The sequence below is a fragment of the Sphingomonas sp. OV641 genome (assembly GCF_900109205.1).
Lineage (GTDB): Bacteria > Pseudomonadota > Alphaproteobacteria > Sphingomonadales > Sphingomonadaceae > Sphingomonas.
Genome location: NZ_FNZB01000001.1, coordinates 2,253,692 through 2,268,824, shown reverse-complemented (window position 1 = coordinate 2,268,824; position 15,133 = coordinate 2,253,692). Strand labels below are relative to the sequence as shown.

General features: G+C 66.4%; 10 protein-coding genes. 7 read left to right on the top strand and 3 right to left on the bottom strand.

Annotated features, from left to right (window positions below; all coding sequences use genetic code 11):
* The first annotated feature begins 53 nt into the window (after window positions 1-53).
* The 3 genes from BMX36_RS10760 to BMX36_RS21325 all read left to right on the top strand — a co-directional run bounded on the left by BMX36_RS10760 (window position 54) and on the right by BMX36_RS21325 (window position 5,207).
* On the top strand, window positions 54-2,429 hold the full coding sequence (locus BMX36_RS10760; protein ID WP_143058547.1) for a YadA family autotransporter adhesin: 2,376 nt from the start codon (window positions 54-56) through the stop codon (window positions 2,427-2,429).
* Window positions 2,430-2,621: 192 nt separating this feature from the next.
* Window positions 2,622-4,397, top strand: coding sequence for an SLC13 family permease (locus BMX36_RS10755; protein WP_093065010.1), 1,776 nt, complete (start codon window positions 2,622-2,624; stop codon window positions 4,395-4,397).
* 153 nt (window positions 4,398-4,550) lie between these two features.
* Window positions 4,551-5,207 (top strand): hypothetical protein, encoded by a 657-nt coding sequence (locus tag BMX36_RS21325; RefSeq protein ID WP_143058546.1) that lies wholly within the window; start codon window positions 4,551-4,553, stop codon window positions 5,205-5,207.
* Window positions 5,208-5,262: 55 nt separating this feature from the next.
* On the opposite strand, the gene BMX36_RS10745 is transcribed toward BMX36_RS21325, so the two are convergent.
* On the bottom strand, window positions 5,263-5,874 hold the full coding sequence (locus BMX36_RS10745; RefSeq protein ID WP_066782120.1) for a TetR/AcrR family transcriptional regulator: 612 nt from the start codon (window positions 5,872-5,874) through the stop codon (window positions 5,263-5,265).
* 106 nt (window positions 5,875-5,980) lie between these two features.
* Between BMX36_RS10745 and BMX36_RS10740 the strand changes: the two genes are divergently transcribed.
* From BMX36_RS10740 to BMX36_RS10730, 3 genes are all read left to right on the top strand, one after another.
* Complete coding sequence (locus BMX36_RS10740) at window positions 5,981-6,502, top strand: VOC family protein (protein WP_177179084.1); 522 nt, start codon at window positions 5,981-5,983, stop codon at window positions 6,500-6,502.
* A 160-nt stretch (window positions 6,503-6,662) separates the two neighbouring features.
* Window positions 6,663-9,110: a TonB-dependent receptor gene (locus BMX36_RS10735; RefSeq protein WP_093065008.1), complete on the top strand. Its 2,448-nt coding sequence runs from the start codon at window positions 6,663-6,665 to the stop codon at window positions 9,108-9,110.
* 175 nt (window positions 9,111-9,285) lie between these two features.
* Window positions 9,286-11,973, top strand: coding sequence for an AMP-binding protein (locus BMX36_RS10730; protein WP_093065006.1), 2,688 nt, complete (start codon window positions 9,286-9,288; stop codon window positions 11,971-11,973).
* Window positions 11,974-12,016: 43 nt separating this feature from the next.
* Here the strand turns inward: BMX36_RS10730 and BMX36_RS10725 are convergent, their stop codons facing one another.
* Complete coding sequence (locus BMX36_RS10725) at window positions 12,017-13,330, bottom strand: sensor histidine kinase (protein WP_093065004.1); 1,314 nt, start codon at window positions 13,328-13,330, stop codon at window positions 12,017-12,019.
* The gene (locus BMX36_RS10720; RefSeq protein ID WP_093065002.1) at window positions 13,320-14,684 is read right to left on the bottom strand and encodes a sigma-54-dependent transcriptional regulator; all 1,365 of its coding nucleotides are present in this window, start codon (window positions 14,682-14,684) and stop codon (window positions 13,320-13,322) included. Before BMX36_RS10720 ends, BMX36_RS10725 begins: the two co-directional genes overlap by 11 nt.
* Window positions 14,685-14,959: 275 nt before the next feature.
* Here BMX36_RS10720 and BMX36_RS21710 point away from each other — a divergent pair, with 275 nt between their 5' ends.
* Window positions 14,960-15,109, top strand: a complete 150-nt coding sequence (locus BMX36_RS21710) for a hypothetical protein (RefSeq protein WP_177179083.1) — start codon at window positions 14,960-14,962, stop codon at window positions 15,107-15,109.
* Window positions 15,110-15,133: the final 24 nt, after the last annotated feature.

Sequence of the window (15,133 nt, the reverse complement as noted above, 5' to 3'; positions counted from 1 at the left end):
TCCACCATTCTCCGTCGTCCGGCGTGAACCGCCGGTCAAAACAGGAGGATGACATGGCTGGCAAGAAACATCCGCGCTCCAACATTGTAGCGCGGCTTTTGACCCGTACCGTGCTGAGCGCACCCATTCTGCTGGCGATGACGCTTGCGGAGCAGGCCGAGGCGCAGCAACGGGTGGTGAGCGCCTGTTCGAACGTCAGCCTGCCGCGATCAGCAGTGACCGACATTTTGTCACCGGTGATCACCGGCATCGCGACGCCGATCGAGACCACGGTGAACAGCATTCTCGATCTTCCGGTGCTTGGCGTGTTGCTGCCCGATCTCAGCCTGAACGCGACCGGGTTGCTGGCCCAGGCGGCGAGCGGGGCTCCCATCACGCTCCAGGCGCTTGCAACCGACGGCACCATCGTCGGCCCGACCGACCAATGCCGGCTGACTTCCGATTCGATCACGCTCGATACGCCCGCGGGCGTCGCGATCGGCGGCAACCAGATCACTGGCCTGGGCGCCGATGGCGCGGCGGCATTTGCCAGCGACATCAATGCCATCGCCTTTGGCAACAATGCCCGGTCCGAAGCTGGGGCGACCGGCAGTATCGCGCTTGGCACCAACAGCAGCGTGACGGCGGCGAACAGCGTTGCGCTTGGCGCCGGCACCACGGCGACGCGAGGTGCCCTGGCCGGCTACACGGCGACGGGGCTGACCGGCCTGCAGAATTCCGCCGGCGAAGTGTCGATCGGCGCGCCGGGCGCAGAGCGCCAGCTGACCAACGTCGCACCGGGCACCGCGCCCACGGACGCCGCAACAGTCGGGCAGGTGGACGGCGTTTCGGCCCAGCTGGGGGCGTTGGGCAGCGTCGCGGTGCAATATGACAGCGCCGCCCGCGACCGGGTGACGCTGGCGGGCGGCGCTGGCACCGTCCTTGCCAACGTTGCCCCCGGCGCGCTCACGGCCACGTCGGGCGAAGCGGTGAATGGCAGTCAGTTGTTTGCCACCAATGCACAGGTCGCGGCCAATACCGCCGCCATCGCCACGCTGGGCAACGGATCGGCGGGAGCCGTCCGCTACTCCTCGCCCGGCAGCCCCACGGTGCCGAACGACGGAACGGTCACCGATGACGCCACCCTCGCCGGGGCAAGCGGCGGGCCCGTCGGGTTGCACAATCTGCGGGCGGGAACGCTGGCCGCCGGATCGACCGACGCGGTAAACGGCGACCAACTGTTCGCCACGAACCAGGCGGTCGCCGGCAACACCGGTGCGATCACGAATCTGACGACTCAGGTGGACGCGAACACTACCCAGATCGCCAATATCAGCGCTGGCCTCGCCAATCAGCCGCTCCGCTATGCCGATGCGGCCGCGCCGACGACGCCCAATGGCGGCGCCGTGACGGACGACGCGACGCTGGTGGGCGCCAGCGGCGGCGCGGTGGGCCTGCGCAACGTGCGGGCCGGCGCAGTGGTGGCGGGGTCGACGGATGCGGTGAACGGCGATCAGCTCGCCAGCACCAACGCGCAGGTGAGCGCCAACACCACGGCGATCACCAATTTCAGCAACCTGGTTGTCGGCAGCACCGTCAGCCCCGTGCAATATAGCAATCCCGACAATCCGACCGCGCCGAACGGCGGGACGCTGACCAACGACGTGACGTTGGTGGGCGCCGACACGCTTGCGCCCGTCGCGCTCCACAACATTGCCGGGGGCGCCGTTTCCGCCACCTCGACGGACGCGGTGAACGGCCAGCAACTCTTCGCCGTTTCGACCCAGGCGTCAAATAGCGTCCAATATGATCGCGACGCGGCCGGCGCGCGAACCAACAGCATCACGCTGGCGGGGGCAGATCCCGCCGCGGCGGTGGCGCTGAACAATGTGGCCGCTGGCACGGTGGCGGCCGGATCGACGCAGGCGGTGAATGGTGGCCAGCTTTATGCCACCAATCAGGTGGCGCAGCAGGCCGCGACGCTGGGCGCCAATTCGGTGCAATATGATCAGGGGCGTACATCGGTGACGTTCAACACCACGGGCAGCGCGGTGGTATTGCGCAACGTGGCGGCGGGCACGTCTGCCACCGACGCGGTCAACGTGGGCCAGTTGCAAAGCGGGCTTCAGACCGCGGTGAACCAGGCGAATGCTTATACCGACACCCGGCTGAATCAGGCGCTGTCATCGATGGATTTCAACCTGCGTGAGGTTCGCCGCGATCTCAGCGCGGGAACCTCTTCGGCGCTGGCGGCGGCGGGCCTGCCGCAGGCGAACGAGCCGGGCCGATCGATGGTGGCGGTTGGCGGCGGCACCTATCGCGGTCAATCGGCACTGGCGATCGGCGCATCCACCTTCCTGAACGATGGCCATTCGATCTTCCGCGTCGGCGCCACCATCGACAGCCAGGGTTACGGCGGTGCGAATGCGGGCTTTGGCTATCAGTTCTAGGCTGAAGCTCGCTTGACCGGGGGGCGCTTGCAGCCATGGGCGCCCTCCGGTCTCCTTTGTTGCCCCGAAGCGGCAACGATCTGATTTTCATGGTCCCTTTCCCCGCATGGCGCGTTACGGCGGCATGACGGGGAAATCGGCGTTTGCGCGGCAGCGACAGGTGGTGAGGGCAGGGACCGAAGGGCGGGGGGCATGACGACCCCGCAATGGCTGTCGGTGGCCGTCCTCACCGGCATGATGGCTTTCTTCATCTGGGGGCGTTTCCGCTATGACGTGACGGCGATCCTCGCGCTGCTGGCGGCGCTCGCGGTAGGCATCGTCAAGCCGGAGGACGCCTTTTCAGGTTTTTCGGACGATATCGTGATCATCGTCGGATCGGCACTGGTGATGTCGGCGGCGATGCAGCGTTCGGGGCTGATCGAACGCGCGCTCGCGCTGGTATCGCGCCGGATCAAGCGGGTCCGCTCTCAGCTCGTGCTGCTGACCGCGTCGGTGGGCGTCGCCTCCGCTTTGGTGAAGAACGTGGGGGCGCTGGCTATGCTGATGCCGGCCGCGTTCCAGATGGCCAAGAAGAACGAGACCAGCCCGTCCGTCTTCCTGATGCCCATGTCCTTCGCCTCGCTGCTCGGGGGGCTGATGACGCTGGTCGGCACGTCGCCCAACATCATCGTCAGCCGTGTGCGGCAGGACATGACCGGGCAGCCGTTCAGCATGTTCGATTACCTGCCGACCGGCCTTGGCCTGCTGATCGTCGGGATGATCTTCCTGCGCTTCGGTTATCGCCTGCTGCCGCGCGATCGGCGCGCGACCGCCACCATGGGCGATGCGCTGGATATCAGCGGCTATGTGACCGAGGCGTGCATTCCCGAAGGATCGCCGGCGATCGGCGAGACCGTTGGCGATTTCCTGCAACGGCATGATCGCGACGTGGCCATCACCAATCTGCTGCGCGCCGGGATGCGCACGGTGCCGGCGCGCCATGTCGAGCTTCGCGAGGGCGATATCCTGATCATGGCGGGCGAGCCCGACGCGCTGGAACGCGTCATCGCCAGCGACAGCCTGATGCTGGAGGGCGAGCATCGCGAACTCACCGGCGAGGAGGAGGGCGACGAAATCGGCGTGATCGAAGGCGTGATCGGCGCGAATTCGATGCTCGTCGGCCAGACCGCCGAACGGCTGCGGATGCAGTCCCGCTATGGCGTGAACCTGATCGCCCTGTCACGGGCGGGCGAGCGGCTGGCGCGCCGGCTGGGGCAGACGAAGCTGGCGGCGGGCGACGTGATCGTCCTGCAGGGCTCGCTCGCGCGCATTCCGGACCGGCTGCAGGATCTGGGCGTGCTCCCGCTCGCCGAGCGCACCTTGCGCCTGGGCAGCAGCGGACGCAGCTGGCTGCCGCTGATCGTGCTGGCCGCCGCCATGACCGCCACCGCGCTGGAGCTGGTGCCGGTGGCGGTGGCCTTCTTCGCGGCGGCGGGGATCGTCGTGGCGACCGGCGCGCTGCCGACGCGAGAGGCCTATCAGGCGATCGAATGGCCGATCCTGATCATGCTCGGCGCGCTGATCCCGGTGAGTGATTCGCTGCGGACCACCGGCGCGTCGGACCTGATCGCCACGGGATTGGCGGATCTGGCCACCAGCCTGCCGGCCTGGGGCGCGGTGGCGCTGATCATGGTGGCGGCGATGGCGGTGACGCCGTTCCTCAACAATGCCGCCACCGTGCTGGTGATGGCGCCGATCGCCGCCGTTTTTGCCAACGACCTGGGCTATCGCCCCGAGGCATTTCTGATTGCGACGGCGATCGGCGCGGGTTGCGATTTCCTGACGCCCATCGGCCATCAGTGCAACACGCTGGTGCTTGGCCCGGGGGGCTATCGGTTCGGCGACTATGCGCGGCTGGGCGCGCCCTTGTCGTTGCTGATCGTGCTGGTCGGGACGCCGCTCGTCATGTGGACCTGGCCGCTGCGTTAGTCTGCCAGACCTTGATCCCTTTACGGTCGCCCCGATGCTGCCGCGCAGGCGCACGGGCGTGGCGTGGCGTCGCGCGTCCCTTTCGCATGTGTGCCGATCGGGATCGCACGGGCTCGCCATCGGTTTGTCAGACAGGATGAAGAGGATAAGCTGATGGCAGACCCGGATACCCGCGTTTACGGCATGGCGGATCCCGCCAACAATCAGGCACCGGCGGACAATGGCTTGCGCGGCGAAGGCGCTGCGGAGGGCCTCGACACCAAATACCGGCGCGAGGTGACGCCCCCCGATCAGCCGACGATCGTGGTGGAGGAGGAATCAGGCGTCGCCTTTGCCGAATCCAATGGCGCCGTGACGCCCCCGCGGCATAATGAGACGGCCGGCAATCCCGCGGCGGCTCAAGCCACACCGCCCGATCCAATGCCGGTCCGCGCCGCTTTGTCGCCGCCGCCCATGGAGGCCGTTCCAATTCCAGCGGATCTGAAGCCGATCCATGCCGATCTGCCGCGGATCTATCCCAACGCGGCAACGCCAACGCCGCCTGCCGCGCCGTCGCCCTGGCCGTGGTTCGTGGTGGCGCTGGGCGTCGGATATATCGTCGGACGAGGTCGATCGCGCCGCGCGATGACCGCGCCTTCCAACGCCCATATTGCACCGGCGGCACTGACGCGTCTGCCGGGCGAGAAGGGGAGCTTCGTTCAGGTGCGCAACGCCGGGCCGGAGGAAGTCAGGGATCCGCCAGCGCGCTGGTCCCGCGTGGACGAGGCGCTGGACGAATCCTTTCCCGCCAGCGATCCGCCGGCCTATTGAAAAGATCGGCCAACACAGCGTGGGCAGGGTCGACCCAGCCTCACGGGTCCACCGCTCAGGCGGTGGGCCACATCATGAGGCTGGTCTCCACGACACGTTCCAGCTCCTCGCGTGAGGCGCCGGACCCGGACTGCACGCCCATGCCCTGCAGGATGGCGTAAAGGTACAGCGTCAGGCTTTCAGGCTCGACATGATCGGGCAGGTCGCCATCGCGCTTCGCCTGGCGGAAGCGCTCGATCAGCGCCTCCTGCGATGAGGCGCGGCGGGCAATCACATCGGCCTTGATCGATTCCGCTTCGGCGCCGCAGGCAGTGGCGCTGATCACGCCAAGGCATCCCTTGGGATCGCAGGTGCTGGTCTGCGCCTCGATCGCGCCGCGCATGAAATGCTCCGCCACCGCCCTTGCCGTGGGCTGCTTCAGCGCCTCGCGGGTATAAGCGAGCTTTTCTGCCTCGTAGAGATCGAGCGCCTTGTGAAACAAGGCTTCCTTGTTGCCGAACGCGGCATAAAGGCTCGGCTTGGTGATGCCCATGGCGTCAGTGAGGTCGGCCATGGAGGCCCCCTCATAACCCTTTGCCCAGAACACGCCCAGCGCCTTGCTCAGCGCCTCGTCAACGCAGAACTCACGCGGACGGCCCTTCAGGGACGGTGCAGCGGTCGATTCCATAACGATCAGTATATATGCGCTTTTTCCCGCCGCTCAAGCCATACCGTCCACGGTTACGCAACCGCTCAGGCACGGCGCCGTTCTCTTGCCGATACAGGAGACGGACGTGGGTGTGATCAAGGGCATCGAACATGTCGGCATCACGGTGCCAGGGATCGAGGCGGCGGAGCGGTTCTTCCAGCAGGCGTTCGGCGCAAAGACGCTTTACGCGCTGATCGAGAAGGGCGGCAAGTCGCAGGAGGGCGACGAGATGTGCGACAAGAACGGCCTGGAGCCGGGCACGCGCATCATCGCCATGCGGATGATGCGGATCGCTGACGGCGCGAACGTGGAATTGTTCGAGGTGGAGGGCGGGCATGGCGCCACGGCCGATGCCCCGAGTCACATGGGGATCCACCATTTCGCACTGTACGTCGACGATCTGGAGGAAGCCGCGGCGCGCTTCCGCGATGCCGGAGGGACGATGCGCGAAGGGCCGATCGAGCTTGGCGGCAAGGAGAAGGGGCCTGGCAACCGCTGCTGGTTTGGCGTTGCGCCCTGGGGAATGCAGGTGGAATTCATCCATCTCCCGTCGCCGATCGCGCTGGACGATCAGGCGAGCAGCGGCCCCCGCTGGCTGCCCGGCTGACGTCTGGAACGCGCCGCCGGGTGGCGAATGCCGCCGGGCCCCCTAACACAATTGGCAGCTTACAATCGGGCGGTAATCCCCTGTAAGGAGCGCAACCCGCACCAGCGAACGGTGGCGGGAAGAGAGGCGTGATCAGCGCCCGCTCAGGGGAGAAACAACCATGTTGCGTAACACTGCGTCCGTATTCGCACTCGCCGCCGCCATGGTGGCCGCCAGCCCAGCCTTTGCCCAAGACGCCGCATCGGCGACGCCATCGTCGGAAGCGCAGGTGGGAACGGACGTCGCGACCACCACCAGCGCCGCCGCCGAAGAGCGTAGCCCGCAGGCTGAAACCGGCGATATCATCGTAACGGCGCAAAAGCGCGAGCAGCGGCTGCAGGACGTGCCGATCGTGGTGTCGGTGCTGAACCAGCAGCAGCTCGAGGCTGCGGGCGTGCGCGACGTGAAGGATTTGCAGACGATCACGCCGGGCCTGAACGTCACTTCCTCCACCAGCCCGGCACAAACCTCGATCCGCATCCGCGGCGTCGGCACGGTCGGCGACAATCCGGGCCTCGAGAGCTCGGTGGGCACGATCGTCGACGGTGTGTACCGTGCGCGCAGCGGCGTCGCCTTCGGCGATCTGGGCGAAATGGAACGGGTGGAGGTGCTCAAGGGCCCGCAATCAACCCTGTTCGGCAAGAACATGTCGGCGGGCGTCATCAACGTCGTCACCGCCGCGCCCAGCTTCAACCCGTCGGCGGAATTCGTCGGCAGCTATGGCAATTACAACGCCTGGACGGTGTCTGGCGCAGCAACCGGCGGCCTGATCGGCGATACCGTGGCCGGCCGCATCTTCGCGCTGAAGCGTGAGCGTGACGGCTTCTGGAACGTGCGCACCGGCGCTGGCCCGCGCACCAGCACGGAGGCCGACAATGAGAACAACTGGACGATCCGCGCCCAGCTGCTGATCCGCCCGACCGACACGATCGATGTGCGACTGATCGGGGACTGGTCGGAACGCGACGAGGATTGCTGCGTCAACGCGCCCAGCATCACCGGGCCCACCGGGGCGTTCGTCGATGCACTGGCATCAGATGCCGGCACCCTGCGCAACAGGGATCCGTTCGATCGCAACACCTATGCCAATCGCCCGACCGACTTCCGCATTCGCGACCGCGGCGTTTCGGCGCAGGTGGATTGGGAGCTGAGCGACAGCTTCAATCTGACCTCGATCACCGCGTATCGCTTCTATCGTTCGAACAGCGGCGTCGACGTGGACTATTCGTCGGCCGACCTGTGGTATCGCGAGTCCGAAGGCAATTCGAACCAGTTCAAGGTCTTCTCGCAGGAAGCCCGGCTTTCCTACAGCAGCGACTGGCTGAACTCGATCCTTGGTGTCTTCTATGCCGACGAGCGGCTGATCAGCCGCCAGAACACCTTCTTCGGTTCGGACTATGAGCGCTATTTCGGCCTGCTGCTGTCGAGCGGCGCCAACGCGAACACCGTGTCCGCGCTGACGGGGCTACCGGTGGGCACCAACTTCGTCGCCAACACGGGCCAGCGGGATTATCACCGTCATCGTGCCAGCTCGTTCGCGGTGTTCACCGACAATACGTTCACCCTGGCCGAAGGTCTCGATCTGACGCTGGGCATCCGCTACACCGATGAGGTCAAGCGCGCGACGTCGCACTACACCAATACCTCGCCGGGGAATGCCTGCGCGGCCGCGATCGCCCGTCGCCTGCCGGCCGCCGCGCTCGCCGCGATCTGTTCGCCGACCGCGGATGTCGCCTTCAACGATGCGACCATCTCACAGCGACGGCCGGAGAACCGCTGGGCCGGATCGGCGAAGCTGCAATATCGCATCTCGCCCGAAGTGATGGCCTATGGCGCCTATGCCAACGGCTTCAAGTCGGGCGGCTTCAACCTTGATCGTGCGCGACTCTCGCCCGGCGTGCTCAATCCCGACACGTCCTTTGCGACGGAAAAGGTCGAAAGCTACGAGCTCGGCACGAAAACGACCCTGTTCAACCGGCGTCTGCTGGCGAACCTTGCGGGCTTCTACCAGACCTACAAGGACTTCCAGCTCAACACCTATACCGGTGTCAGCTTCGTGGTGACGTCGATTCCCAAGGTGACGTCAAAGGGCGTGGATCTCGACCTGCTGTTCAACACGGGCATTCAGGGCCTTACGCTGAACGCCGGCGCCACTTACGCCGATACGAAGTTTGGTGACTTCCCTGCGCCGCTGCCGAACCTCACCCGCCTGTCGGGCAATCGCCTGCCTTATGCGGCCAAGTGGAACGTCACTGGCGGCTTCACCTCGAAGCAGCCGATCACGGCTGATCTGAACCTGCTCGCCTCGGCCTCGCTGAAATGGTCGTCGCGCTACAACACCGGATCCAATCTCGATCCATTGAAGGTCCAGGAGCCGTTCGCCGTACTGAACACGCGCGTCGGCATCGAGCCGGAGAATGAGGCATGGTCGCTTGAGGTCTGGGCGCAGAACCTGACGAACTCGGAATATTATCAGGTGATCGTGGATCAGCCGCTGCAGAGCGGCACCTATGGCGCCTTCCTCGGCCAGCCGCGCCTTTATGGCGTCACGGGGCGCGTTCGCTTCTGATCCGTCCGGCCGCTGCGCGGCCGGTGGCACAACGGCGGGATGATCGGGCTGGGGAGCCCCGATCGCCCGCCGTTATTGCATGAGCCATTCCCCGATTCGGCCTTGCCCTAGCGGCAATCATCCAACACTCATCTTTGCAAAGGCCGCACAGCCGGCGCAGCGAGAGGATAAGGATATGGATGGGCAGCCTGCTGTCATCGTGAACGATCGCCCGTGGCCCGCGGTTGACCTGCCCGAAGCCTATCGTGTCCTGACCGCGCCCGGCGCGCCGTTCGAAACGCGTGAGGAGGTGATCCGCGGCGTTCCCTTGCGCACCTATGTCAACGCCATGAACGACCTTCGCCAGGTGTTCGATCTGGCGCGAAGCTGGGGATCGCGCGAGTTCATCATCTACGAGGGCGAGCGCCAGACCTATGGCGAGCATTTCCGCGCGGCGGGTCAGCTTGGCCGGGTGCTTCACGACCGCTTCGGTGTGCGCAAGGGTGACCGGCTGGTGGTGGCCATGCGCAACCTGCCCGAATGGTCAATCGCTTTCTGGGCGGGCATGTCGATCGGCGCCGTGGTGACGCCGCTGAACGCCTGGGGGCTCGGAGACGAACTGGCCTATGGCATCGAGAATTCCGGTGCGCGCGTGGCGATCGTCGATGGCGAGCGGCTGGAGCGGCTGGCGCCCTATGTCGATGGTCTGGCGCTCGACTGCCTCATCTCGGTGCGCACCGCTGACGCTCATGGGACCAGGGCGGTCCCGCTGGATGCGCTGATCGGCCCGCGCGATCGCTATGCCGATCTGCCCGACGATCCGATGCCCGATCCCGGGCTCCATACCGATGATCCCGCGACCATCCTCTACACCAGCGGTACGACCGGCCGGCCCAAGGGCGCCCTCGGCACGCACCGCAATGTGCTAACCAACGTCATTTCGATCACCTTCGGCGCTGCTCGCGCGACCATCCGGCGCGGCGATCCCCTGCCGGTGCCGGATCCGGACGCGCCGCAGCGGGTGAACCTGCTGCCGGTACCCCTGTTTCACGTGACCGGCACCAATTCGATGCTGATCCCGACGGTGATCGCGGGTGCCAAGCTGATCCTGATGCACAAGTGGAATCCGGAAAGGTTCCTGGAACTGGTCGAGAGCGAGCGGGTCAACTCTACCACCGGCGTGCCCGCCATGGTGTGGCAGGTACTGGAATCCCCCGATTTCGCCCAGCGCGATCTCTCCAGCCTCGACAGCTATGGCTATGGCGGGGCGGCGATCGCACCCGAACTAACGCTGAAATTTGCCGAGCTGTTTCCGTGGTTCAAGCCGAGCCAGGGCTATGGCGCGACGGAAACCTCCTCCGTGTCGATCGCCAACAGCGCGGAGGATTATCTTCGCCATCCCGACAGCGTCGGCATGCCGGTGCCGGTATGCGACGTGAAGGTCGTGGACGAGGACGGCAACGAACGGCCGCGCGGGCAGGCGGGCGAATTGTGGATACGCGGGCCCAATATCGTCGCCGGCTATTGGGACAATCCCGACGCAACGGGCCAGAGCTTCACCGACGGCTGGTATCATACCGGCGACATCTGCCGCATCGACGAGGAGGGCTTCGTCTATCTGCTCGACCGCGCGAAGGACATGCTGATCCGCGGCGGCGAGAACGTCTATTGCGTGGAGATCGAGGACATCCTTGTCGCCCATCCCGATGTGATGGACGCTGCCGTGGTCGGCCTGCCGCACCGCATCCTGGGCGAGGAAGTGGGCGCCCTGGTGCAGTTGCGACCCGGGGCTGCCGTTAGCGAGGCGGAGCTGATCGCCCATGCCGCACGCCATCTCGCGCCGTTCAAGGTGCCGGTGCGGATCGCGGTGCGCAGCAAAGAGTTTCCCCGCAATGCCAGCGGCAAGACGCTGAAGCCCGTATTGAGGGAGGAACTGATCGCCATGCACCGCAATGAGATCGGCGGGGAGGCCGGCCACATATCGCCGCCACTCGCGCCCGCCAGCAATCACGTTCCGCTGATCGCGGCGGCCGAGGCGGGGGAATGGGCAGCAACGCCTCCCGCGCGCGCCAGCCGTGGCTGGCGGCTGGGCGCAGCTGTCGCTGCGATCGGCCTGACCGCGGCCGGCGCGTTCCTGGCCCGCGGCGCGGCCAGCGAAGACGAGGACATCGGCTACCATCCGCTCGACACGCCCAAGCCGCTGGCCGATGATCTGTGGATCGTGGACAGTGGCCCGATCAGCGCCTTCGGCATGAAGCTGCCGATCCGCATGACGGTGATCCGCCTCAAGGACGGCAGCCTGTGGCTCCATTCGCCGACGCGTTATACGCCGGCACTGGCGAAGGCGCTCGGTGCGCTCGGCCCGATCCGCCACCTGGTGGCGCCGTCGCTGGCGCATTGGACGTTCCTGAAGGACTGGCAGCGCGCCTTTCCTGATGCCACCACCTGGGCCGTACCGGCGTTGCGCCAGCGATCGCAGGTCCAGCAATCGGGCGTGCGGATCGACAATGATCTGGTCGAGGGTGGCCCGCTGGCGTGGAATGCGGACATTGAGCAGGGGATCGTCCATGGCGGTGGGGGCTTCGAGGAAGCATGGTTTTTTCACCACCCGAGCCGCACGCTGGTGCTGACCGACCTCATAGAGAATCTCGACCCGGCAAAGCTTCGCCCGGCCACCGCGGCCGTGATGCGGGCCACGGGCGCAACGGCGGGCACCACCGCCTTTCACCTGCGATCGGCGCTGCGGATGCGTGCCGATTCCGTCCGGTCGGCGGTCGAGAGGATGATGGCGCTTGCACCCGAGCGCGTGGTGTTCGCGCATGGCGATATATTCCGGGGTGGCGGCACGGCCCGGCTCGCCAGCGCTTTCGCCTGGCTTCGCTGACGTGAGGCGCCCGCTCAGTGCCTCCTGAGCGGGCGAAGGCGCATCACAGGAGCAGGCGAAACAGCGCGCCGCCTCCGGGCGCATCATGCACCTCCAGCGTGCCGCCATGCGCCACCGCGATTTGTCGCGCGAGGTTCAGCCCCACCCCCGTGCCCTTCGCGCGGGTGGTGAAGAACGGCAGGAACACCTCCTGTCGCAGCTTCGCGGGCACGCCCGGGCCATTGTCCGCCACCTCGATCAATACCGGGCGGGCTGGTGCGATGGTCAGCGTCACCTGCGGGTCGGGGCGGTGCTCGCTGGCGGCCTGCGCGGCGTTGCGCATCAGGTTCAGCAGCAATTGCGACAGCAGCGCCCGGTCACCGTGAATGGTGAGCGGATCGGCATTCACCTGCAATGCCACGTCGGGCCATTCGGCGCGGAACAGCCGGGCATGTTCCTCCGCGAACTCGGTCGCCGGAAACGCGTGCTGCACCACCGTCGGCTCGCGCGCGACGACGCGATAACTGTCGATGAAATGACCGAGGCCCTGCGTGCGGCGCGCCAAGGTGTTGGCGGCCTCGCGCGCGTCGGCAATCCGGGCGGCATCGACATGCTCATCAGACAGCAGCGTCGCAGTCGTCTGCGCCAGTGACATGACCGGTGTCAGCGAGTTCAGGATTTCATGCGTCAGGACGCGAATGATGTCGGTCTGCGCTGCCATTTCCACGGCATCCAGCGTTTCCTGCACCGGCTGGACCACCACGGCGCGGGTCCGCCGGCCCAGGCGATTGAGCGTCGCCTGACGCACCAGGGTTCGCTTGGCACGCCCGTCCAGGTTCAGGATCAGCATCTCCTCGCCGGCCGCATCCTCGTCGGCCAGGCGCCGAGCGAAAGTGGCGCCATAGGTGGCGTAATCTTCCGCCCTGACGCCGCTGTGCCGGGTGAAGAGCGCCCGCGCGGCCTTGTTGCCGGGCTCCACGCGGCCGCCATCGATCGTCAGCAGCGCAATCGGCATGTCGTCGATCAGGGCGTCCTTGTACCGCAGCTCGGCATCCGTCTGCCCGCGCTGTTCGCGCAGGCGCCGGATGGTGTCATTCAGCGCCGCGCCCAGCGTGCCGAAGCCGGCGCCGCCCGCCTCGGGAAAGTGCGCGGCGAAATCGCCCAGCCGTACCGCCTCGAGGAAGCGCGCCAGTTCCAGATTGGTGCGCGCGACATGCCGCCACAGCGTCAGCGCGGCCAGCATCGAAATGCCGATCGTCACCACCCGCACCATCACCAGCGACGGCGTGCGGAAAGCCCAGACCACCGCCATCAGCGCCAGCAGCAGCACCGATATGCGGAAGATCAGGCCCAGCGTGAAGCGCCGGTCAAAGCCCATGCTTTTCCATGCGCCGATAGAGAGCCGCCCGTGAAAGCCCCAATTCGCCGGCGGCGAGCGTGATGTTGTAGCCGTGCTTGCGCAGCGCCTCCTCCACCAGCCGCCGTTCCACCCGGTCCAGGTTCAGATCCGGCGGCGGGCTGCTCGGGTGATGAGCGACGGCGCGGTGCATGCCCGCTTCCAGGCCGAAATCCTCGGGCTCAAGAACAGGACGGGCGGCGAGAATGGTCGCGCGCTCCACCGCATGGCGCAGCGCGCGCACGTTGCCGGGCCAGTCATGCGCGATCAGCGCGACGCGCGCGGCATCGCTCAGCACCGGGCAGGGGCGCTCGTAGCGCGCGGCATAATGGGCGAGGAAATGCTCGGTCAGCTCGATCACGTCCTCGGGCCGCTCCGCCAGCGGCGGCAGCGCGATCTCCACCGTATTTAGGCGATAGAGCAGATCCTGGCGGAACAGCCGTTCGTCCATCAGCCGCTCGCGCGGCATGTTGGTGGCGGCGATCACCCGGATGTTCACCTTCACCGGCTTGTTCGCGCCCACCGGCGTCACCTGCCGCTGCTCCAGCGCGGTCAGCAACTTGGGTTGCAGGTGAAGGGGCAGGTTACCGATCTCGTCCAGAAACAATGTGCCGCCGTCCGCCGCCTGGATGCGCCCGATGCGATCGGCCTTGGCGTCGGTGAACGCACCTTTCACATGGCCGAATAATTCGCTGTCGATCAGCTCGGTGGCGATCGCGCCAAGATCCACCGTCTGAAGCACCTTGGTCGCGCGTAGCGATCGGGCGTGCAGTTCGCGCGCGACCACTTCCTTGCCTGTCCCGTTCTGGCCCAGCACCAGAACATTGGCATCGGTCGGCGCCGCCCGGTCGATCAGTGAATGGACCCGCGCCATGGCTGGCGAATGCCCCAGCAACGGGGATTTGGACGCGGGCGCCGGCTGCGGCGCCCCCGCTGCGCTGCGGGAGCGGCGAAGCGCGGCAGCGGTTCGGACGGTGGCGAGCAGACGATCGTTGGACCATGGCTTGGGCACGAAATCCGTCGCGCCGCGCTTCATCGCCGCCACCGCGACATGCACGCCGGCATGCGCGGTGATCATTACCACCACCATTTCCGGATCGATCGCGGTCAGCCGGTCGAGCCACTCCAGCCCTTCGCTGGCGTCGGTCGCGCCCCGCGCGAAGTTCGCGTCCAGCAGCACCACGTCCGGCGCGCGCTCCTCGATGTCGGGCAGCGCCTCCTCCGGCGTTCGCGCGGTCAGCACCTCGCGAAAGAGCGGCCGCAGCAGCAATCGCGCTGCCAGCAGGATATCGTCGTCATCGTCGACGATCACGCAGCGATCGAATTCAGGCCCCATCCCGTCCGCTCTCGTACAGCTACTGTTCGACTTTGAACAATCAAGTCTTGTGCCAGCCCGGGCAAAGTACAGTTTCTCAAGCTCTTAGCTGATTTTCGCCGTTTCTCATGCCGGCGCTCTATCCTAATTCTTGGCGTGCGGATCCGAAAAGTCGGGAATTTTCCGGTGTGCGGATCGGCCCATACCCTTAGCTTCACCGATCCTGTCGATCGAACCTAAGCCGCTTCGGCAACACGCGTTGAGCCAACTGGCACGCGGCCTGCAAGGGGCCGATCATGACCAAGGTGCTCCTTCCCCGTTTGCTGTTGCTCGCCGCTGTCGTGGTCGCCGGTGTCGCTCTCGCACGAGCGCCCGCCAGCGCTTCAACGCCGACGATCTCCTTCTCGGTCGTGACGCCGCACCTCAGCATCGCGGTGGCGATGTGAACCGTCCGATTTCGCACACTTCCG

Bases quoted from the DNA above. Each gene is read 5' to 3' on its own strand.
- BMX36_RS10735 (WP_093065008.1), top strand. From the start codon at position 6,663: ATGTTGCGTAACACTGCGTCCGTATTCGCACTCGCCGCCGCCATGGTG.
- BMX36_RS21325 (WP_143058546.1), top strand. From the start codon at position 4,551: ATGGCAGACCCGGATACCCGCGTTTACGGCATGGCGGATCCCGCCAAC.
- BMX36_RS10755 (WP_093065010.1), top strand. From the start codon at position 2,622: ATGACGACCCCGCAATGGCTGTCGGTGGCCGTCCTCACCGGCATGATG.
- BMX36_RS10760 (WP_143058547.1), top strand. From the start codon at position 54: ATGGCTGGCAAGAAACATCCGCGCTCCAACATTGTAGCGCGGCTTTTG.
- BMX36_RS10725 (WP_093065004.1), bottom strand. From the start codon at position 13,330: ATGGGCTTTGACCGGCGCTTCACGCTGGGCCTGATCTTCCGCATATCG.
- BMX36_RS10720 (WP_093065002.1), bottom strand. From the start codon at position 14,684: ATGGGGCCTGAATTCGATCGCTGCGTGATCGTCGACGATGACGACGAT.
- BMX36_RS21710 (WP_177179083.1), top strand. From the start codon at position 14,960: ATGACCAAGGTGCTCCTTCCCCGTTTGCTGTTGCTCGCCGCTGTCGTG.
- BMX36_RS10745 (WP_066782120.1), bottom strand. From the start codon at position 5,874: ATGGAATCGACCGCTGCACCGTCCCTGAAGGGCCGTCCGCGTGAGTTC.
- BMX36_RS10730 (WP_093065006.1), top strand. From the start codon at position 9,286: ATGGATGGGCAGCCTGCTGTCATCGTGAACGATCGCCCGTGGCCCGCG.